We start from the raw sequence: 20213 nt of genomic DNA on the forward strand, positions 1-20213 counted from the left end.
GGGAGCGACCATTACCTGCGTCCCACGCCTAGCCTGGTGCGATTTGACGCAGCAACGCGGTGGCCAATGAAACGGGAACAGACCCTGGGTATCAAGGCCCGCTTGCTGCTGATGACATTGTTGCCCACTGGCCTGATGGCGCTGGCGATCGGCGGCTACTTCAGCTGGCAGCAGTTGCGCGAGGTCGAGCAACAGCTGCTGCAACGGGGCCTGATGACCGTCGAGTACCTGCAGCGTCCCGCCGCCAGCGCCCTGCTCAGCAGTGAGGCCGAGCGCTTCGGTCCCATGCTCGGCGCCGCTCTCAACCATATCGATGTGCGCGCGTTGACCCTATATGACGCCGACATGCGGCAACTCGAGCATCATGGCCCGCTGATGTATCCGGCTGGCACACCGCTGACCGGCATCGAGCTGGCCGCCGGCACCGGCCTGCAGATCCAGCGTGGCGAGCACAGCAGCCGGTTTCTCATGCCGCTGCTGGCCAGCGCCGACCTGCCCCAGCGCGAAGCGCACCCACAGGTCGAGGCCGATAGCCTGCTCGGCTGGCTGGAAGTCGAGCTGAGCCATGGCAACATGCTGCTGCGCCAGTACCAGAGCCTGCTCGCCACCCTGGTCACCATCATCCTCGGCCTGGCACTCACCGCATTGGTAGTGGCGATCATGGGCCGGCGCATTACCGATCCGGTGCTGCGCATCAATGCCGCCATCGCCCGCATCAGCCAGGGCCACTTCGATGTACGCCTGGCCGAACAGGGCAGCCGCGAGCTGGATGACCTGGCAACCGGTATCAACAACATGGCGCAGACCATGCAGAGCGCCCAGGGTGAGCTGCAGCAGAATATCGACCAGGCCACCGACGACCTGCGCCAGACCCTGGAAACCATCGAGATCCAGAACATCGAGCTGGACCTGGCGCGCAAGACCGCTCAGGAAGCCAGCCGCATCAAGTCCGAATTCCTCGCCAACATGAGTCACGAGCTGCGCACACCGCTCAACAGCATCCTCGGCTTCGGCAGCCTGCTGCAGCGCAGCGAGCTGAGCGGGCGCCAGCAGGAATACCTTTCTACCATCGAGAAATCCGCCGACAGCCTGCTGGCGATCATCAACGAGATCCTCGATTTCTCCAAGATCGAGGCCGGCAAGCTGATCCTGGAAAACCTCTCGTTCAACCTGCGCGACCTGATCGACGAGACCCTGACCATGCTCGCGCCCAGCGCCCATGACAAGGGCCTGGAACTGGTCAGCATCATCTACCGGGACACGCCGCTGGGACTCAGCGGCGACCCCATGCGTCTCAAGCAGATTCTGGCCAACCTGATCAGCAACGCGATCAAGTTCACCCATGAAGGCTCGGTCAGCGTACGGGTCATGGCCGAACAGCAGGACGCCGATCAGGTACTGCTGCGCATCAGCGTCAACGACACCGGTGTCGGCCTGTCGCCCAGCCAGCAGAAGTCATTGTTCAAGGCCTTCAGCCAGGCCGACAACTCGATCTCGCGGCAGACCGGCGGCACCGGCCTGGGACTGGTCATCTCCAAGCGCCTGGTCGAGCAGATGCAGGGCGAGATCGGCCTGCGCAGCCAGCCGGGGGAAGGCTCCGAGTTCTGGCTGACCCTGCGCCTGGGGCGCTCGGCCCATGGCGACGACGATCTGCCGGAACGGCCGTTGCTGGGCATGCGCGCCGCGCTGGTCGAGCCGCAGTTGCTGAGCCGACAGATGTTGCTGCACAGTCTGGAAGACATCGGCCTCTCCGTGCGGGTATTCGACAGTCCCCACGAACTGCACGAAGCATTGACCTCATCCACCAACCGCGATGACTCCCTGCAACTGGCGCTGATCAGCGTACGGCACATCAGCACACCGCCGGGCGAGGCGCTGGAGATGGTACGTCAGTGGTCGGAGCTGAATATCTGCAAGACCATAGTGCTGACCGACACCACCGAGCACTACCCGCTGCTCGACCAGATGCCGCGCTCGCTGTGCCAGACCCTGTCCAAGCCGGTATATACCCGCAAGCTGTACCGGGCGGTCATGCACCTGCTGGGTAACGATCCGGTGACAGCCAGGACGCCCGCCCCGCACCAGCCACGCCAACCCCGCGTGCTGTGTGTCGATGACCAGCCGGCCAACCTGCAGCTGCTGGAGGCGTTTCTCAGCGATATCGGCGCGACCACCCTGCTCGCCGGCAGCGGCGAAGAGGCCCTGGAGCTGCTTACCGAGCAAAGTGTCGACCTGATCTTCATGGATGTGCAGATGCCCGGCCTGGACGGCCGCCAGACTACTGCCGAGCTGCGCCTGCGTGAGGAGATTGCCGGCTTCGATCCGGTTCCCATCATAGCCCTGACCGCCCATGCGCTGACCAGCGAACGCCGCCAGTTGCTGCAGTGTGGCATGAATGATTACCTGACCAAGCCGATCACCGCCGAACAGCTGCGCCACAGCCTGAATAAATGGACCGGCCTGGTCTCCAGCGTGCCGGCACCGCTCCTGCCGAGCATGGCGGACCACGGCGCTCCCCCCACCAGGCCCGTCCCGGAGGTCGAACCGGCCCCGGCAACGCAGGACAGCGCCGCGCCGCGGATCATCGATCTGGAGGAAGGGTTGCGCCTGGCCGCCGGCAAGGCCGATCTGGCCAGCGACATGTTGCGAATGCTGCTCGACGGCCTGCCCGACGACAGCCGCAATATCAGCGCCGCCCTGGAGCGGGACGACCGGGAAACGCTGCTGGAGATCATCCACAAGCTGCACGGCGCCAGCCGCTACTGCGGTGTTCCGCAACTGCGTGCATGCTGCCAGGCGGCGGAAACCCAGCTGAAAAAAGGACAGGACAGCCGCGCTGCGGTGAGCGCGGTGCTGGAAGCTATCGAACGCCTGCGCAGCGCCTCAGTCGCCTGACCACACGGCAAAGGCCAGGGCCTGCTCACGCTCGTCGCTGAGCGACAATAGCATGCGTCCACCACCGCCCTGTTGCAGCCGCTGCAGGGCCACCCCGCTGAGGATCACCTGGGGTGCGCCCTGGGCATCATTATCGATCTGCATGTGCTGCCAGGACATACCCTTGGCCAGCCCGGTACCCAGCGCCTTGAGGATGGCCTCCTTGGCAGCATAGCGCTTGGCCAGGTACCGCGCCGGCTGGGAGTGGGTGAGAAACCGCTGCAGCTCGGCCGGGGTGAGGATGCGCCGGGCGAAGCGTTCACCCTGGCGCCCGAGTACCGCCTCGATGCGACTGACCAGCACCATGTCGGTGCCTATGCCGATGATCATCTGGGCGTTTCTGCCGCCATGATCAGCGCCCGCATCTCGGCCACAGCGCCAGCCAGCCCGGCAAACAGCGCCCGGGCGATGATCGCATGGCCGATGTTCAGCTCGTTGATGCCGGCAATCGCAGCGATCGGCTCGACATTGTGGTAATGCAGGCCGTGCCCGGCATTGACCACCAGGCCCAGCTTGCGGGCATAGGCCACACCCTCGCGGATACGCTGCAGCGCCTGCTCCTGCTCGCGGCCACTGGCCTCGGCGTAGTGCCCGGTATGCAGCTCGATCACCGGCGCACCGGCATCCCGGGCCGCTTCGATCTGGCGCGGGTCGGCATCGATGAACAGCGATACCTCGCAACCATAGCCGGCCAGTTGCTCCACCGCCTGTTGGATGCGTGCCGGGCTGCCGGCCACGTCCAGGCCACCTTCGGTAGTCAGCTCCTCACGCCGCTCGGGCACCAGGCACACATGCGCCGGACGAATTTCCCCGGCGAAAGCCAGCATCTCCTCAGTGACCGCCATCTCCAGGTTCATCCGCGTCTGCAGCACCTCTGCCAGCAGCCGCACGTCGCGATCCTGGATGTGCCGACGATCCTCGCGCAGATGCACGGTAATGCCGTCAGCCCCAGCCTGCTCCGCCTCGATGGCCGCCTGGATCGGATCCGGATAGCGGGTGCCACGGGCCTGGCGCAGGGTCGCCACATGATCGATATTCACCCCAAGCAGTACGCGCTGCGGTTGAGTCACTGTCACTCTCCTTTTCTGAAATCGGGTTGCCGGGCAAACAGCTGCCGGCTGACCAGCGGGCGATCGCCCAGATGAACGCCCAGCGCCTGACGCATCAGATGCTTGGCGGCGCGCAAGGTGACCGTCGCGCTCCAGTCATCGGCAGCCATGGCCAGCAGTGCCGCGCCGGGCAACCCGGCGTTGGCCAGCAGCGGATCATGCAGCGCCTGCAGACCATCGGCGGCATGCCAGACGTAGCGCTGCTCGGCGCGGACCGGTTGGCCACTGGCATCTTCGGTCAAGCTGAAACCATAGCCCAGAATGTCCAGCAGTTGCCATTCGAAACGGCGCAGCACCGGCTCTACCGCCACACCCGTGGCCAGTTGTTCCAGTGCATGCTGATAAGCGGCGAACAGCAGGGGTTGGGGATCACCGCTGGCCAGCAGACGCACCAGCAGTTCATTCAGATACAGACCGCTGAACAGCGTCTGGCCCTGCAACAGGGCGAAACCACCAGCCACCTCGGCCTGGGTCAGGGTCTTCAGCTCGCTGCGCCCGGCCAGGCCCACCAGCAAGGGCACGAAGGGTTGCGGTGCCAGTCTGCGTCGCTGCCCACGGGCACCGCGCCAGACCACCCGCTGCAGCCCCTGGTGCAGGGTCAGCAGATCGACCAGCGCGCTGCTGTCGCGGTAGGGGCGGCTATGCAGTACATAGGCCGGAGTCAGCGATGGCTGCATGGATCAGTCGAAACGATAACCCAGCGAATTCAATGCACGCTCATCATCGGACCAGCCGCGCCGCACCTTGACCCACAGATTGAGCATGATCTTGCTGCCGAACAGTTTCTGCATGTCCAGCCGGGCCTCCTGGCCGATCTTCTTCATCCGCGCACCACCATCGCCGATGATGATCTTCTTCTGCCCTTCGCGCTCGACCAGGATCAGTGCGTGAATGTGCAGCACCTTGCCTTCCTGCTTGAACTGCTCGATCTCCACCGCAACCTGATAGGGAATCTCCGCGCCGAGCTGGCGCATGACCTTCTCCCGCACCAGCTCGGCGGCGAGAAAGCGCGAGCTGCGGTCGGTCAACTGGTCTTCCGGATAGAAGTGCTCGCCCTCCGGCAGCAGGCTGGCGATCAGTTGCTGCAGACGGTCGATATTGCGGCCATGCAAGGCCGACACCGGCACCACCTCGGCACTGGGCAACTGTGCTGTCAGCCATTCCAGGTGCGGCAGCATGTCCTTCTTGTCGTCCAGGCGGTCGACCTTGTTGACCACCACCACGACCGGGCACTCCAGATGGCGCACCTTGTTCCAGACCAGCTCGTCCTCGTCGGTCCAGCGCGTGCGATCCACCACGAACAGCACCACATCCACCTCGCGCAACACCTGCGAGGCGCTCTTGTTCATGAAGCGGTTCAGCGCCTTGTCGTTGTCCTTGTGCAGGCCGGGGGTATCCACATAGATGGCCTGCACATTGTCGTCGGTCTTGATGCCGAGCAGGGTGTGACGGGTGGTCTGCGGCTTGCGCGAGGTAATCGCCAGCTTCTGCCCGAGGATGTGGTTGAGCAGGGTCGATTTGCCGACATTCGGGCGGCCGACCAGAGCCACATAGCCGCAGCGCGGTGCTGTATCAGTCATTCATTTTTCTCCACGCCCATGGCGATCAGGGCTTGTCTTGCCGCTTCCTGCTCGGCCAGGCGCCGACTGCTGCCGACACCAAAGGTCTGTCCGGTCATCAGTGCGACCCGACACTCAACGCGGAATACCCGGCAATGGGCCTCACCGCTTTCGTCAATCACTTCGTACTGCGGCAGTTCGCTGTGCTGGCCCTGCAGGTATTCCTGCAGGCGGGTCTTCGGATCCTTGTTGTTGTCCACCAGGGTCAGGGATTCGATATGGCTGGCCAGCCACAGCAGAATGCGTTCCCGCGCGGCCTCCATGCCACTGTCCAGATAGATGGCACCGATGATGGCTTCGGTGGTATCGGCGAGAATGGACTCACGGCGAAAGCCGCCGCTCTTGAGCTCACCCGAGCCCAGGCGCAGGTAGTCACCAAGGTCGAAGCCCTTGGCCAGTTCGGCCAGGGTGACGCCCTTGACCAGCCGCGCGCGCAGACGCGACAGCTGGCCTTCCCGGGCCTGCGGGAAGCGCTCGAACAGCGCCTCGGCCGCAACGAAGTTGAGAATCGAGTCGCCGAGAAATTCCAGACGCTCATTGTTCCGCCCACCCAGGCTACGGTGGGTCAGCGCCAGAACCAGCAGGTCCTGATCCTTGAAACTGTACCCTATTCTTCTTTCCAGTCGGTCTAGCTTGTTGCTCACATTAAGGGTCTGACAATATGGGTTTCATCGAAATGGACCAGCAGGTCCACGGTCTTGAGCATGGGCGCACGCACCTCATACTTGATGGTGACAGTATAGGTATTGGTTCCGCTGCTGATCACGGTAACTGCATCCGCCGCCTTGATATCGCGGATACTGTTGATCTGCATGCCCTTGTTGATATGGGAATGCATGTCGCGCAGGGAACCGATCTTGATGCTCGGATCCTCATTCACCGACGTGACGACCTTGCGCAGGGCAAAATGGTCCAGGTAGATGGGGATCAGCTTCATCGCGATGACCCCAGCGAACACCACCAGCGCTATGACTGCCAGCCAGCCGAAAAATGACATGCCTTTCTGAGATTGGCGCATGGATAACCTCGTACGTCCGTTGTTGATGTTATGTCCTGCCACCATCCATGGCTGAAGGGTTAACCCTAATTGATCAGACCAACTCTGGAAAAGCTCGGCAGATTGCTCAGTTTCGGTTCAGGCCAATGCATCCATACGGCGAAGGCCTTGCCGACAATATAGTTGTCCGGAACCATTCCCCACAACTCCTGGGGCATATCCGGCGCAGACCAGTAGCGGCTGTCGTTGGAATTGTCACGGTTGTCGCCAACCATGAAATAGTGCCCTTCAGGGACGACCCACTCGCGCGCTGGCGGGGTCTGCGACAGACGCTTGTAACGCGCCTCATGGGGCTCGTCGGCCAGCTCCTCGAGGTAGATATCGACCTGGGCCATGGCCTGCAGCGGATGCCCGACGGGTACTTCATCGTCAGCCTCGGTGCGCAACAGCTCGCGCGGCACCACCTCGCCATTGACGTACAGCTGCTTGTCGGCATAACCGATGCGGTCGCCCGGCAGGCCGATCACCCGCTTGATGTAGTTGATACGCGGATCGTTCGGATAGCGGAACACCATCACATCACCGCGCTGCGGGTCACCCACTGGGATGACCTTGGTTTCCAGCACCGGCAGGCGTATGCCGTAGGCGAACTTGTTGACCAGGATGAAATCACCGATTTCCAGGGTCGGCTTCATCGAGCCGGAGGGAATCTGGAACGGCTCCACCAGGAACGAGCGCAGGATCAGCACCACCGCCAGCACCGGGAAGAAGGACTTGCCGTACTCGACCAGCAGCGGCTCCTTGTTCAGCCGCTGCATGGCGCCGGCATCGGTAACCTGTACCTGTGCCTGGTAGGTAGCCACGGCGCGCCGCCGCCTGGGTGCAAACCAGATGAAGTCCAGCAATGCCAACAAGCCGGTGACGGCCACTGCGATCACCAGCAACAGCGGAAAGTTGATATGCATAATCAGTCTTGCGATGCCCCTAGTTGTCTACTTTCAGGACGGCCAGGAAGGCTTCCTGCGGAATCTCCACGTTACCAACCTGCTTCATCCGCTTCTTGCCGGCTTTCTGTTTCTCCAGCAGCTTCTTCTTGCGGCTGGCATCGCCACCATAACACTTGGCCAGAACGTTCTTGCGCAGCGCCTTGACCGTCGAGCGCGCGACGATCTGCCCGCCCATGGCCGCCTGGATAGCCACGTCGAACATCTGCCGCGGAATCAGTTCCTTCATCTTCTCGACCAGTTGCCGCCCGCGGAAAGCCGCGTTGTCACGGTGCACGATCAGCGCCAGGGCATCGACCTTGTCGTTGTTGATCAGTATATCCAGGCGCACCAGTTTGGCGGCCTGGAAGCGATCGAACGCATAATCGAGGGAGGCATAACCCCGGCTGACCGATTTCAGACGGTCGAAGAAGTCCAGTACCACCTCATTCATCGGCAGGTCATAGATCACCTGCACCTGGGTACCGAGAAACACCATGTCCTGCTGTACGCCACGCTTTTCGATACACAGTGTGATGACGCTGCCCAGATGGTCCTGGGGCACAAGGATATTGGCCCGGACGATGGGTTCACGCATTTCCTCGATGAGCGAGGGGTCAGGCAGGCGTGACGGGTTGTCCACATAGATGACCTCGCCGTCCTTTTTCACCACCTCGAACACCACGGTGGGCGCAGTGGTGATCAGGTCCAGGTCGTATTCACGCTCCAGCCGCTCCTGGATGATCTCCATGTGCAGCATGCCGAGGAAGCCGATGCGGAAACCGAAACCCAATGCGTCCGAGCTTTCCGGCTCGTACTGCAGCGCGGCGTCGTTGAGCGTGAGTTTCTCCAGGGCATCACGGAAGTCCTCGAAATCATCGGAACTGACCGGAAACAGACCAGCGTAGACCTGGGGCTGGACCTGCTTGAAGCCCGGCAACATATCGACGTCGGGCGTACTGGACAGGGTCAGGGTATCGCCCACCGGCGCACCCTGAATCTCCTTGATACCAGCAATGATGAAGCCCACTTCCCCGGCCTTGAGATCGACCGTCTCGGTGTGCTTGGGATTGAACACGCCCACGCTATCCACCTGGTGGATCCGACCGGTGGACTTGACCAACACCTTGTCGCCCTTCTTGATACGCCCCTGCTTGACCCGTACCAGCGACACCACGCCGAGATAGTTGTCGAACCAGGAATCGATGATCAGCGCCTGCAGCGGTGCCTCGATCTCACCTTGCGGTGGCGGAATCACCTTGATCAGGCGCTCCAGCACGTCTTCGACACCCATACCGCTCTTGGCACTGCAGGTCACGGCGTCCGTAGCATCGATGCCGATCACGCTCTCGATCTCGGCCATGACCCGCTCGGGCTCGGCCTGCGGCAGGTCGATCTTGTTCAGCACCGGCATGACTTCCAGCCCCTGCTCGATGGCCGTATAGCAGTTGGCAACCGATTGCGCCTCGACACCCTGCGCCGCATCCACCACCAGCAGAGCACCTTCACAGGCGGCCAACGAACGGCTCACCTCGTAGTGGAAGTCCACGTGACCGGGAGTATCGATGAAGTTGAGCTGGTAGGTCTTGCCGTCCTTCGCGGGGTAGTACAGGGTGACGCTGTGGGCCTTGATGGTGATGCCACGCTCACGCTCCAGGTCCATCGAGTCCAGTACCTGGGCGGCCATTTCACGCTCGGTCAGCCCGCCGCAGATCTGGATGAAGCGGTCGGCAAGCGTCGACTTGCCGTGGTCGATATGGGCAATAATTGAGAAATTGCGGATCAGGCTCAGGTCGCTCACTGCAGGGTTCTTCCAGACGTGGTGTGCCAGACATGGCGGTGACCGGGGGCTCCCCCGAAAACAGCCCGCGAGTTTACCCGATTACACTGCGCCGCGCCATCTGTGCCGGCAAGGGATTACCGGTGCTGCGCACCGGCTTTCCCCTGCCCCGCGACCAACTGGCCGGGTTATTCGGACAGACGGAAGGTGATGTAGCTGGCCCGCCCCTGACGAATCACGCGCATGGAAATGGAGCGATTGACCGGCAGGGCACCAGCGATCTTCTCGAAGTCCGCCGCCGATTCGATAGCACGATTGTTCAGATTGGTGATGACATCACCGGGACGCAGCCCGATCATCGCACCGGGGCCGGGACGCACCTCGCGCACCGCCACGCCAGCCGAGACGTCCAGTGCCTTCTTCTGCTCCTCGGTCAGCTCTACCACCGCCAACCCGAGACGATTGTCCGAGACGCTCGGAGCCTGTGGCGAAGACGAGCCCGACGCGGCAGCCAGGGCATTGTCATCCGGCAACGCACCGATCTCCAGGGTCAGTTGCTGGCGCTTGCCACCACGCATGATCTGCATGGTCGCCTTGCTACCTGGGCGCAGACGGCCAACGGCATGGGGCAGATCGGAGGACATGATGATGTCCTGATCATCGAGTTTGAGGATCACATCACCCACCTGCAGGCCACCCTTGGCACCAGGCCCCTCAGGCATGATCTGGGCAACCAGCGCCCCGGCCGGCCGTTCCAGCCCGAAGGATTCGGCGAGGTCCTTGTTGACCTCCTGGATCACCACGCCCAGCCAGCCGCGGCGAACCGCGCCATCGCTTTTCAGCTGCTCGACGACATCCATCGCCACATCCACCGGAATCGCGAAGGACAGGCCCATGAAGCCACCGGAGCGGGTGAAGATCTGTGAGTTGATACCGATCACCTCACCCTTGAGGTTGAACAGCGGGCCACCGGAGTTACCCGGGTTGATGGCGACGTCGGTCTGGATGAAGGGAACATAGCTTTCGTTGGGCAGGCTACGACCCTTGGCACTGACGATACCCGCGGTCACGGAATATTCGAAGCCGAATGGCGAACCTATGGCCAGCACCCACTCACCGGTCTTCAGGTCGGCGGACTTGCCCATCCGCACCACTGGCAGATCGGCACCGGCGTCGATCTTCAGCAGCGCCAGGTCCGAGCGCGGGTCTGCGCCGACCAGCGAGGCTTCCAGTTCGCGGCGGTCCGACAGACGCACGAAGATCTCGTCGGCCCCGCTGACGACGTGGTTGTTGGTCAGTACATAGCCGTCCTTGGAGATAATGAAGCCCGAGCCCAGTGACTGCGCCTGGCGCTGGGGAGCGGACTGCGACTCATCGGGGAAGCTGCGCTCGAAAAACTCGCGAAAGATCGGCGGCAGGCCTTCCAGGTCGGGAACCATCGGTCCCATCGCCGAGGAACGGCGGGTCACGGTCTGCCGGGTACTGATATTGACCACCGCAGGGGAGGCTTCTTCGACCAGTTCGGTGAAGTCGGGTAGTTCCTGTGCGCTAGCCAGCATCTGCCAGGTCATCAACCAGACACCAACCACTACGAGCAACCATCGCTGTACTGCTGTCATATCAATATCCACTCCTTTCTTGTATATCGCTGACAATGTCCGAACCGACCACCGCCGTATTCTGCACCCGAGGCATGAACGCCGGGTCGCTGCCCAGACGGTGGCTGTACCAGTGTACCGCCGCAAAACCGGCGGCCATGGCAAGAAATCCCGCCAGGATGATCGACGGCTCGCCGGCACCTACGCCATGTGCCAGCAACGCACCGGCAAACAGCGCCAGCAGTGGCAACATATATACCAACGCCGAGCCGCGCAGCACAGCACTTTCCGGGATGGCAATGAGCACTTCGTCCCCGACCCGGCAACGACCGTCGTCGAGCGCGCGAATGAAACCCTGGCGAGCACCCACACCCAGACGCTGCAGCAAGGACTGGCCACAGCCAGCGCGGGCCTGGCAACTGCTGCAAGCACTGTGGCGTACGGTTTCGACCCACACCGCACCCTGCTCCACGCTCAGCACCCGCCCACGCTCCTCGATCACGGCTGCGCCTCGGCCAGCGGCTGACTGAGAGATTCGGCGATGCGCTCGGCGGTCCGCGGCGGGATCTCGCCGACCACGGTCGCCAGGTACAGATCATTCTCGGTCATCAACCGGCGACTGACGGCCACTGTCGGCCCCAGCTGGGCGCGCAGATCCTCGGCCAGACTGCCCTTGCCCAGCGGTTCGACGAACAGGGTGAAGCTGACCAGACCATCACTGTAGATCTGCGAGGTGATATGGGCATCGCCCTTGAGCGCCTGCACCTGCTGGTCCCCCAGCACGAAGCCCGGCGGCACCCAGCCCGGCTCCCAGAAGCGACCCACATCACTGGATGCACTCTGCGGCGCATCCAGCTCCAGGCAGGAGCTACTGGGTTTGATCCCGGCCTGGTAGTCGACTGCATCGAAGGAGATCGCTGCGAACTGGAAGCGTTCGAGCAGTTCCCGGCTTTCATCGACCAGCAGGGACTTGAGCATCAAGCCGGTTTCGTTATCCAGGTACAGCTCGTAGGCATAGCGAAAAGCATCGCGCGGCTGTACCGAAACGACCGTCACCGGTCGCGACGCGACACGCGTACCGCCCAGTACCCGCAGGCTGTACCATTCGGTCAACTGCTTCGGGTCGGCTTCGCGTACCGGAATATTCTGCGGGGCCCGGTTCTGGGACAGGGAGCTGGCGCAGACCAGTTGGCCATCATGACGGACCCACTCCTGATGTCGACCGGCGGTTTGCAGCAGGCGCTCATGAATGCCGTCGCTATCGACCTGACGCCAGATATCCTGAGTGGTGAAAATACCGGAGCGCTCATATATATAGGAACCGTGATAACTCTGTTCCCGCACTGCCTGTGCCATACGCTCCAGCCAATGGCTGCTTTCCTCGGCCCAGAGGCTGGGGGCAACCAGCAGGGCAGCCAGTCCGGACCACCCCAACACGCCTTTCAATCGCGACACTAATTATTTTCCAGGCTCGCTGCGCGGGCGTAGGGAACCAGTTGCGGCGCTGCCTGCGCGTTGTTCTCTGCATGCCGGCGCAGGTAGTTGCCAATCCGCTGCTCCTGCCAGGCGGAAGGGCCACTCGGCTGAGCCTGCTTGTCCTGATCGGCCAGTGACGAGAAGCCTGCCAGTACCGCACCCGAACGCGCCGGGGCCGCTGCCATTGCCGGCACACTGGCGGTTGCCGGTGCGCTACGCTCGACCGCAGCCATGGTGTTGTCGGAGGTAGGGTCCTGATTGACCATGCGCACGCCCACCAGCACCGCCACAGTGACCGAAGCGGCTACGGCGACCCGGCCAAGCTGCAATTTCCAGCGAGGCGAGGGGCTGGTCGAGGCGGCTGACGGGGTTGGCTCATCAGCCAGCGCCGCAGCAATGCCGGCAGACAGATCGATACCCGTTTGCCACGGCTCCTTGTGCATGACAGACCGCGCAAGCTGGTAACGCTCCCAGCTGCGACGGACGTCAGGGTCCTGATCACCGGCATGAAGGACGCGGCGCAGTTCCAATTGCTCTGCCTCGTCATCCATGAGCGCGGAGAGAGTCTCCCGCAAGGATTCGCTTCTCATTGCACTACCTCTATCATATTGGCCCCACAGGGCATCACGGTTTCCCCGAGATCACGCTTCAAGCAGCGGTTTCAGGGCTTTGTCGATGGCTTCCCGCGCTCTGAAGATCCTTGACCGCACAGTCCCCACCGGGCACTCCATCACATTGGCTATGTCTTCGTAGCTCAGGCCCTCGAACTCCCGCAGGGTCAGAGCCATTCGCAAATCACCGGGCAACAGCTGCAGGGTTCGATTGACTACCTGCTCGATCTCGTCTCGCAGCAGATCCCGCTCGGGTGAGTGGATATCCTTGAGAGCACTATCGCCGTCGTAATATTCGGCATCTTCGGCCGCTATGTCAGAGTCAGGTGGACGCCGCCCTCTGGCTACCAGATAGTTCTTGGCGGTATTGATCGCAATCCGGTACAACCAGGTATAAAAGGCGCTGTCACCTCTGAAATTTGCCAAGGCTCGGTAAGCCTTGATGAAAGCTTCCTGGGCAACATCCTGTGCCTCATGCGAGTCGTGCACAAAACGCGTCACCAGGGCCAGAATCTTGTGCTGATACTTGAGCACCAGCAAGTCGAAGGCACGCTTATCTCCCTGTTGCACCCGTTCGACCAGCTGCTGGTCGGTTTGTTCAGTCATGTGCTGGCACCGCCGCACTGACCTGCCGGACTCAATCTATTGCGATAGACCCGCGATGTAACCAAAAGTTCTCCCCTCACTCAGGTTCAGCTCTAAGAGCCTCTGGCCGAAGAAAAGTTCCGCGGCAGGATGGCACGATGATCATATTTCAGCACCCGGCAGCGCGGCAATGCCAACTGGATCTGGCAGTATTGTGAATCACCTGCCTTCTATATACTACCTGATGCCTGACCGCCCCGCGCGGCCAGCTCGTGCCGACCAACCCGGACAGATGAGACCCCAATGACCCGACAACAGCAATACGATGTACTGGTAATCGGCAGTGGTGCAGCGGGACTGACGCTAGCCTTGCATCTGGCGGAAAATCTGCGTGTTGCCGTGCTCAGCAAGGGGCGACTCTCGGAGGGATCGACGTTCTGGGCCCAGGGTGGCGTGGCGGCGGTGCTGGATGACGCCGACACGGTCGATGCCCACGTGCAGGATACGCTGATTGCCGGCGCCGGGCTGTGCCATGAGGATGCCGTGCGTCAGATCGTCGGCGACAGCCGCGATGCGATCGGCTGGCTGGTGGAACAGGGCGTACCCTTTACCCGCGAACGGCGGGAAGACGGCAGCGAAACCGATGACTTTCACCTCACCCGCGAAGGGGGTCACAGCCACAGGCGCATCATTCACGCTGCCGATGCCACCGGTGCAGCAATATTCAACACCCTGCTCCTGCAGGCCCAGGCGCACAGCAACATCGAACTGCTGGAGAACCGGGTCGCCATCGACCTGATCACCAGTGCCAAACTGGGTCAACCGGGTAACCACTGCCTGGGTGCCTATATCCTGGACCGTGATACCGGCCACGTGGACACCTTCGGTGCCCGCTTTACCGTGCTGGCCACTGGCGGAGCGAGCAAGGTCTACCTGTATACCAGCAACCCGGACAGCGCGTCGGGCGACGGCATTGCCATGGCCTGGCGCGCCGGCTGCCGGGTGGCCAACATGGAATTCAACCAGTTCCACCCCACCTGCCTCTATCACCCCAGAGCCAAGAGCTTCCTGATCACCGAAGCCCTGCGCGGCGAAGGTGCGCTGCTCAAGCTGCCGGACGGCAGCCGCTTCATGCCACGCTTCGATGAGCGCGCCGAGCTGGCACCCCGTGATATCGTCGCCCGGGCCATCGACCATGAAATGAAGCGCCTGGGCCTGGACTGCGTCTATCTGGACATCAGTCACAAGCCGGCCGCATTCATCCGCGAACATTTTCCTACCGTATATGAACGCTGCCTGAGCTTCGGCATCGATATCACCCGCGAACCCATCCCGGTGGTGCCGGCGGCGCATTACACCTGTGGCGGGGTGATGGTGGACAAGGCCGGCCTGACCGATGTCGAGGGTCTCTATGCCATCGGCGAGACCAGCTTCACCGGCCTGCACGGCGCCAACCGCATGGCCAGCAACTCCCTGCTCGAATGCATCGTCTATGGTCGTGCCGCCAGCCGCGACATCCTGAGCAAGCTGCCCGGCTCCGCCCTGCCCACCGACCTGCCCACCTGGGACGAGAGCCTGGTCACCGACTCGGATGAGGATGTGATCATCTCGCACAACTGGGAGGAGCTGCGCCGCTTCATGTGGGATTACGTGGGCATAGTGCGTACCACCAAGCGGCTGCAACGGGCCAAGCATCGGGTCGACATGCTGCTGGCCGAAATCCATGAGTTCTACAGCAACTACACCGTCTCCCGCGACCTGCTGGAGCTGCGCAACCTGGCGCTGGTGGCCGACCTGATCATTCGCTCGGCCATGCAGCGCCAGGAAAGTCGTGGTCTGCATTACACCCTGGATTATCCGCAGCAGCTGGAGCAGCCGCTGGATACTATTCTGCAGCCGCCCAGCGCTGGCGACTGAAACGCAGGCGCAGACGCAGCCGGCGTAGCGAGTCCTCGGTGGCAGCATCCGCCGGCAGGATCACCGATATCGGCAACCAGCGCCCCGGCTGGCGCAGGCGCACCACCGTCAGCAGGGCGCTGACATAGGTATCGGCCAGCAGCCAGGCGCCCATCTCCGTACCGTCGCGACGCAGGATATGCCAACCCTGGCTGTCAAAGCGCAATCCGGTTACCGAATCGGCATGCCGCAGGCTCACCTGACGCGGCCACACCCAGAAGCAATACGCCCACAGCAGCACCGCGCACAGCGCCGCCGGCACCGGCGGCAGCGCGCTACGGTACAGCGCCATGCAACCAAGCATGGTCATGAATATGATCAGGCCGCCCAGCCAGCGCGAAGGCTGGCGCTTGAGCAGCAGTGAATCAGTCGGGTTGGACACGATCCAGTATCATCCTCACAATGCGTTTGAGATCGGGGTCTTCCGGCTCGCCGCGCTGCATGAACCAGACGAACATGTCCTGGTCCTCGCATTCCAGCAAACGACGGTAGCGGGCCTGGTCCGCCTCATCCAGCGATGAATAGACCTCTTCCAGAAAAGGCAGCAGCAGAACATCCAGCTCGAGCATGCCGCGCCGGCTATGCCAGTACAATCGCTTCTTTTCCACCTCTGCCGACATCACCATCTCCAGTCAATTGAAACGCCTCCAGGCACAAGCTGCAGTATAACCGTTACCGCGCCAGCCGGCACGGACAAGCCCCATCTGTGGCAGAATGCATTCAGTCCAACCTAGCTACCGGGAGTCTGTCAGAACCATGCACGAGACCAACGATCTGTCCGCGCTGTTTCCACAGCAGTCGCCTTCGCCCTTCCCCGCCACGGCACTGGCCCTGCTCGATCAGGAGCGCATTCTCAGCGTCAGCGGCGCGGATGCCACCCGCTTCCTGCAGGGTCAGCTGACCTGTGATGTCGTCGCCCTGCCGCCGGGCGCCAGCACCCTGGGTGCGCGCTGCAACCCCAAGGGCCGCATGCAGTCGAGCTTCCGCCTGCTCAAGCTCAGCGAGGAGCACTACCTGCTGGCCATGGACGCTGAGCTGCTGGAGTCGCAGCAGGCTGACCTGACCAAGTATGCAGTGTTTTTCAAAGTGCAACTGGGCGAGGCCAGCGACCAGTGGCTGCGCCTGGGTCTGTGGGGCGAACAGCGCGATGCCAGCCTGGCGGCAGCGGGTATCGACCGGGATGCGTCTGACCCCGCACAGGGACTGGCCCTGCCGGTGAGCGAGGCGGCACTGGAGATCTGGCTGCCAGCCAATCGCGCCGCGGAAGCCGTCTCCGCACTGGCGCAATCCGCCCAGCCGGCTGCCCTGAACGACTGGCGGCTGCAGCAGATACGCGCCGGGATCGGTCAGGTCTGCAGCCAGACCCGGGACAGCTTCATCCCGCAGATGCTCAATCTGCAGCAGCTGGGCGGCGTCAGTTTCAAGAAAGGCTGCTATACCGGGCAGGAGATCGTGGCGCGGATGCAGTATCTGGGCAAGCTCAAGCGACGCATGTATCGCCTGACCTGGGCCGGCGACAGCCTGCCGGAACCGGCGACGCCGATCCTCGATAGCAACAGCGGCCAGACCCTGGGCGAGGTCGTGATGGCCGCTCACGGCGAGGAGCGCGTCGAATTGCTTGCGGTACTGCAGAACGAAGCGGCACAATTGGCTACATTGAGCCTCTCCAATGTCACTGAGCCATCATTGGAATTGGCTACATTACCCTATGAAGAACAAATGGCCGCCGAGGCCGCCGGGGAATAATCAAGGAAGAATGTCATGACTGATCTGGCCCTGCGAGTACAGGAAGAATTGCTTCAGGCGATCGACCGCGACCAACTGGTGCTGCCGACCCTGCCCGAGGTCGCCCTGCGCATCCGCGAGGCCGCTGAGGACCCGGATATCAGCATCGGCGAGCTGGTCCGCCAGATCAGCACCGATACCGCGCTGAGCGCGCGCCTGATCAAGGTGGTGAACAGCCCGCTGCTGCGCTCTCGTCAGGAAATCACCGACCTGACCATGGCGGTCAACCGCCTGGGCATCGTCTATACCGCCAACCTGGCCACCGGCCTGGCGATGTCCCAGCTGTTCCAGGCTACCACCGACATCATCGATCAGAAGATGCGCGAGGTCTGGGCACGCAGTACCGAGGTGGCCGGCATCAGCCATGTACTGTGTCAGCATTACACCCGGCTCAAGCCGGACCAGGCGACCCTCGCCGGGCTGGTACACCAGATCGGCGTGCTGCCGATTCTCAGCTACGCCGAGGAACATAGCCAGTTGCTGAATGACTCCATCAGCCTGGGCATCATCATCGAGCGTATTCATCCGCTGCTCGGCGATCGCATCCTGGCCGCCTGGGATTTCCCCCAGCCGCTGCGCCACGTCCCCAGCCAGCATCTGGACTTCCAGCGCGACCCAGGCCAGGTGGATTATGCCGACATAGTGCAGGTGGCCATGTTGCAGAGCCTGGATGGCAGCGAGCATCCCCATGCGCAGATGGACTGGAGCCAGATCTCCTCATTCACCCGCCTCGGACTCGATCCGGCCGGCGACCAGGAGCAGGAGGATCTGTCCGCGGAAATGGAAGCCGCCATGCTACTGCTCGGCTGAGGGAGTAGAATGGCCAGGCTCGGCATCCGCCCGGCCACCATCCCCGCAGCGCAAGGAGACCTCATGCACGGCATTCCCCCTTTCCTGACCCGCCTCGGCATCCAGCTACCCATCATCCAGGCGCCGATGGCCGGCGTAGCCACACCGCAACTGGCAGCGGCGGTATCCAATGCCGGCGGGCTCGGCTCGCTGGGCATAGGGCCAAGCCCGGTAGCACAGGCCCGGCAGATGATCGAACAGACCCGCGCCCTGACCTCGCGACCCTTCAACATCAACCTGTTCTGCCACGCAGCGGCGCAACCAGACACGGCCCGAGAAGCCGCCTGGTTGCAGCATCTGGCACCGCTGTTCACCGCAGCCGGGATGGCACCACCCAGCGCGATCAACGCCGGTTACCAGAGCTTCATCGAAGATGACCAGACATTCGACATGCTGCTGGAGCTGTGCCCACCGATAGTCAGCTTCCATTTCGGCCTGCCCAGCGCCGACCGTATCGAGGCGCTGCAACAGGCCGGTATCTGCCTGCTGGCCACCGCCACCAATCTGCATGAAGCCAGACTGATCGAGCAGGCCGGCATTGACGCCATCGTTGCCCAGGGTATCGAGGCTGGTGGCCACCGGGGCATGTTCGACCCCGAGGCGGATGATGAGCAATTGAGCACCTCGGTGCTGGTACGGCTGCTGGTGCAGCACACCAGGCTTCCGGTCATAGCCGCCGGCGGCATCATGGATGGTGCCGGCATCCGCGCTGCCCTGGACCTGGGCGCCGCTGCCGCCCAGCTCGGTACTGCCTTCATTCTCTGCCCCGAATCCTCAGCCAATGCCGCCTATCGACAGGCGCTGCAAAGCGAACGGGCAGCCAGCACGCGGTTGACCGCCTGCATCTCGGGCCGTCCGGCACGGGGCATGCTCAATGACCTGATCCGCCACGGCGAGGCCGCTGGCAGCCCGCCCCCGGCTGACTATCCCATCGCCTACGATGCGGCCAAACAGCTGAACGCTGCCGCCAGCCAGCGCGGCAACCATGAGTTCGCCGCACAATGGGCCGGTCAGGGAGCACCGCTGGCCCGTGAGCTGCCGGCAACCGAACTGGTACAGCAACTGGTCGCGGAATGGCGCGGCGCCTGAACGGCACCGCGGCTTGCCCGGTTCAGCGGTTGGTCCACTGCGGCGGGCGTTTTTCCAGGAAGGCGCTGACACCCTCACGGGTATCTTCCAGATCGAACAGATCGACGAAGCGTTCGCGCTCGGCGGCCAGCAGGCTGTTCAGCGGCTGGCTGCGGGCGCCATGGATCAGTTGCTTGCAGGCCTTGACCGCCTGCGGGCTCTGGCGACTCACCTGGGCCGCCAGGCGCAACGCGGTGGCCAGCGCCTGATCCTGTTCGACCACTTCCTCGACCAGACCGATGCGCTCGGCCTTGACCCCGTCGATACGTTCACCGCAGAGAATCATGCGCTTGGCCCAGCCCTCACCCACCAGCCAGGCCAGCGCCTGGGTGCCGCCGGCACAGGGCAGCAGCCCGACACCGGCTTCCGGCAGGCCCAGTTGCACCTGGCGCTCAGCGATACGGATATCGCAGGCCAACGCACATTCCAGCCCGCCGCCCAGGGCGTATCCATTCAACGCTGCGATGGTCACACCGGAAAAATCCCGTAACGCCTCGAATGCCTGGCCGAACAGCCGGGCCACCAGACGGGCATGGGCCTTGTCGCCCTCGGCGAACATCTGCAGGTCGGCACCAGCGGAAAAGAACCGTTCGCCACGCCCGGTGATGACCAGCGCGTAGATATCCGGATCATCGCTCAAATGGCCGATCAGCTCATACAGGCCATGAAGCGTATCGGTATCCCAGGTATTGGCCGGTGGATTGTCGATGGTCAGCAGGGCCGTGTGACCGGCCTTCTGCACCACCAGCTTGTCGGTACGCGGAACCAGTGCGGTATAAGGCTGCAGGGCGTGCTCCATGACG

Annotated in this window: 21 protein-coding genes; 5 read left to right on the forward strand and 16 right to left on the reverse strand. The window is 62.9% G+C overall.

Annotated features, from left to right (window positions below; all coding sequences use genetic code 11):
- Positions 1–66 precede the first annotated feature (66 nt).
- Positions 67–2895 carry an ATP-binding protein gene (locus CQ007_RS17730; RefSeq protein ID WP_105647171.1) on the forward strand — a complete coding sequence of 943 codons (2829 nt, stop codon included), beginning with the start codon at positions 67–69 and terminating at the stop codon, positions 2893–2895.
- On the opposite strand, the gene acpS is transcribed toward CQ007_RS17730, so the two are convergent.
- The 13 genes from acpS to rpoE all read right to left on the reverse strand — a co-directional run bounded on the left by acpS (position 2884) and on the right by rpoE (position 13713).
- A complete protein-coding gene (gene acpS, locus CQ007_RS17735; protein ID WP_105647172.1) occupies positions 2884–3264 on the reverse strand; it encodes a holo-ACP synthase in 381 nt (126 codons plus the stop codon). The two genes, CQ007_RS17730 and acpS, sit on opposite strands and share 12 nt — an antisense overlap.
- Entirely contained in the window at positions 3261–4004 is a 744-nt protein-coding gene (gene pdxJ, locus CQ007_RS17740) for a pyridoxine 5'-phosphate synthase (protein ID WP_105647173.1), read from the reverse strand. Before pdxJ ends, acpS begins: the two co-directional genes overlap by 4 nt.
- 2 nt (positions 4005–4006) lie before the next feature.
- A complete protein-coding gene (gene recO / locus CQ007_RS17745) occupies positions 4007–4720 on the reverse strand; it encodes a DNA repair protein RecO (protein ID WP_105647174.1) in 714 nt (237 codons plus the stop codon).
- A gap of 3 nt (positions 4721–4723) precedes the next feature.
- Positions 4724–5623 carry a GTPase Era gene (gene era, locus CQ007_RS17750; RefSeq protein WP_105647175.1) on the reverse strand — a complete coding sequence of 300 codons (900 nt, stop codon included), beginning with the start codon at positions 5621–5623 and terminating at the stop codon, positions 4724–4726.
- A complete protein-coding gene (rnc, locus tag CQ007_RS17755) occupies positions 5620–6306 on the reverse strand; it encodes a ribonuclease III (protein ID WP_105647176.1) in 687 nt (228 codons plus the stop codon). Before rnc ends, era begins: the two co-directional genes overlap by 4 nt.
- Positions 6303–6680 (reverse strand): DUF4845 domain-containing protein, encoded by a 378-nt coding sequence (locus tag CQ007_RS17760; RefSeq protein ID WP_158256802.1) that lies wholly within the window; start codon positions 6678–6680, stop codon positions 6303–6305. The genes rnc and CQ007_RS17760 overlap by 4 nt, the downstream gene beginning before the upstream one ends.
- 65 nt (positions 6681–6745) lie before the next feature.
- On the reverse strand, positions 6746–7624 hold the full coding sequence (gene lepB, locus CQ007_RS17765; RefSeq protein ID WP_105647178.1) for a signal peptidase I: 879 nt from the start codon (positions 7622–7624) through the stop codon (positions 6746–6748).
- Positions 7625–7643: 19 nt separating this feature from the next.
- On the reverse strand, positions 7644–9443 hold the full coding sequence (lepA, locus tag CQ007_RS17770; protein WP_105647179.1) for a translation elongation factor 4: 1800 nt from the start codon (positions 9441–9443) through the stop codon (positions 7644–7646).
- A gap of 167 nt (positions 9444–9610) precedes the next feature.
- The gene (locus CQ007_RS17775; protein WP_105647180.1) at positions 9611–11041 is read right to left on the reverse strand and encodes a DegQ family serine endoprotease; all 1431 of its coding nucleotides are present in this window, start codon (positions 11039–11041) and stop codon (positions 9611–9613) included.
- Between the two features lies 1 nt (position 11042).
- The gene (locus tag CQ007_RS17780) at positions 11043–11522 is read right to left on the reverse strand and encodes a SoxR reducing system RseC family protein (protein WP_105647181.1); all 480 of its coding nucleotides are present in this window, start codon (positions 11520–11522) and stop codon (positions 11043–11045) included.
- The gene (locus CQ007_RS17785; RefSeq protein WP_105647182.1) at positions 11519–12475 is read right to left on the reverse strand and encodes a MucB/RseB C-terminal domain-containing protein; all 957 of its coding nucleotides are present in this window, start codon (positions 12473–12475) and stop codon (positions 11519–11521) included. The genes CQ007_RS17780 and CQ007_RS17785 overlap by 4 nt, the downstream gene beginning before the upstream one ends.
- Positions 12475–13086: a sigma-E factor negative regulatory protein gene (locus CQ007_RS17790; RefSeq protein ID WP_105647183.1), complete on the reverse strand. Its 612-nt coding sequence runs from the start codon at positions 13084–13086 to the stop codon at positions 12475–12477. Before CQ007_RS17790 ends, CQ007_RS17785 begins: the two co-directional genes overlap by 1 nt.
- 51 nt (positions 13087–13137) lie before the next feature.
- On the reverse strand, positions 13138–13713 hold the full coding sequence (gene rpoE / locus CQ007_RS17795; RefSeq protein WP_105647184.1) for an RNA polymerase sigma factor RpoE: 576 nt from the start codon (positions 13711–13713) through the stop codon (positions 13138–13140).
- A gap of 282 nt (positions 13714–13995) precedes the next feature.
- On the opposite strand from rpoE, the gene nadB reads away from it, so the two are divergent.
- The gene (gene nadB / locus CQ007_RS17800) at positions 13996–15609 is read left to right on the forward strand and encodes an L-aspartate oxidase (RefSeq protein ID WP_105647185.1); all 1614 of its coding nucleotides are present in this window, start codon (positions 13996–13998) and stop codon (positions 15607–15609) included.
- Here nadB and CQ007_RS17805 read toward each other — a convergent pair.
- Together CQ007_RS17805 and CQ007_RS17810 are read right to left on the reverse strand one after the other, a co-directional pair.
- A complete protein-coding gene (locus CQ007_RS17805; RefSeq protein ID WP_105647186.1) occupies positions 15578–16030 on the reverse strand; it encodes a hypothetical protein in 453 nt (150 codons plus the stop codon). The two genes, nadB and CQ007_RS17805, sit on opposite strands and share 32 nt — an antisense overlap.
- Positions 16014–16268 (reverse strand): succinate dehydrogenase assembly factor 2, encoded by a 255-nt coding sequence (locus CQ007_RS17810; protein WP_105647187.1) that lies wholly within the window; start codon positions 16266–16268, stop codon positions 16014–16016. Before CQ007_RS17810 ends, CQ007_RS17805 begins: the two co-directional genes overlap by 17 nt.
- A 136-nt stretch (positions 16269–16404) precedes the next feature.
- Between CQ007_RS17810 and CQ007_RS17815 the strand changes: the two genes are divergently transcribed.
- The 3 genes from CQ007_RS17815 to CQ007_RS17825 all read left to right on the forward strand — a co-directional run bounded on the left by CQ007_RS17815 (position 16405) and on the right by CQ007_RS17825 (position 19371).
- The gene (locus CQ007_RS17815) at positions 16405–17394 is read left to right on the forward strand and encodes a folate-binding protein YgfZ (RefSeq protein ID WP_105647188.1); all 990 of its coding nucleotides are present in this window, start codon (positions 16405–16407) and stop codon (positions 17392–17394) included.
- A 15-nt stretch (positions 17395–17409) separates the two neighbouring features.
- A complete protein-coding gene (locus tag CQ007_RS17820) occupies positions 17410–18243 on the forward strand; it encodes an HDOD domain-containing protein (protein ID WP_105647189.1) in 834 nt (277 codons plus the stop codon).
- Positions 18244–18306: 63 nt separating this feature from the next.
- A complete protein-coding gene (locus CQ007_RS17825; protein ID WP_105647190.1) occupies positions 18307–19371 on the forward strand; it encodes a nitronate monooxygenase family protein in 1065 nt (354 codons plus the stop codon).
- A 22-nt stretch (positions 19372–19393) separates the two neighbouring features.
- On the opposite strand, the gene CQ007_RS17830 is transcribed toward CQ007_RS17825, so the two are convergent.
- Positions 19394–20209, reverse strand: coding sequence for an enoyl-CoA hydratase (locus tag CQ007_RS17830; protein ID WP_105647191.1), 816 nt, complete (start codon positions 20207–20209; stop codon positions 19394–19396).
- Between the last annotated feature and the right edge of the window lie 4 nt (positions 20210–20213).

It is taken from the genome of Pseudomonas sp. MYb185, assembly GCF_002979975.1.
In the GTDB taxonomy this organism is placed as follows: domain Bacteria; phylum Pseudomonadota; class Gammaproteobacteria; order Pseudomonadales; family Pseudomonadaceae; genus Halopseudomonas.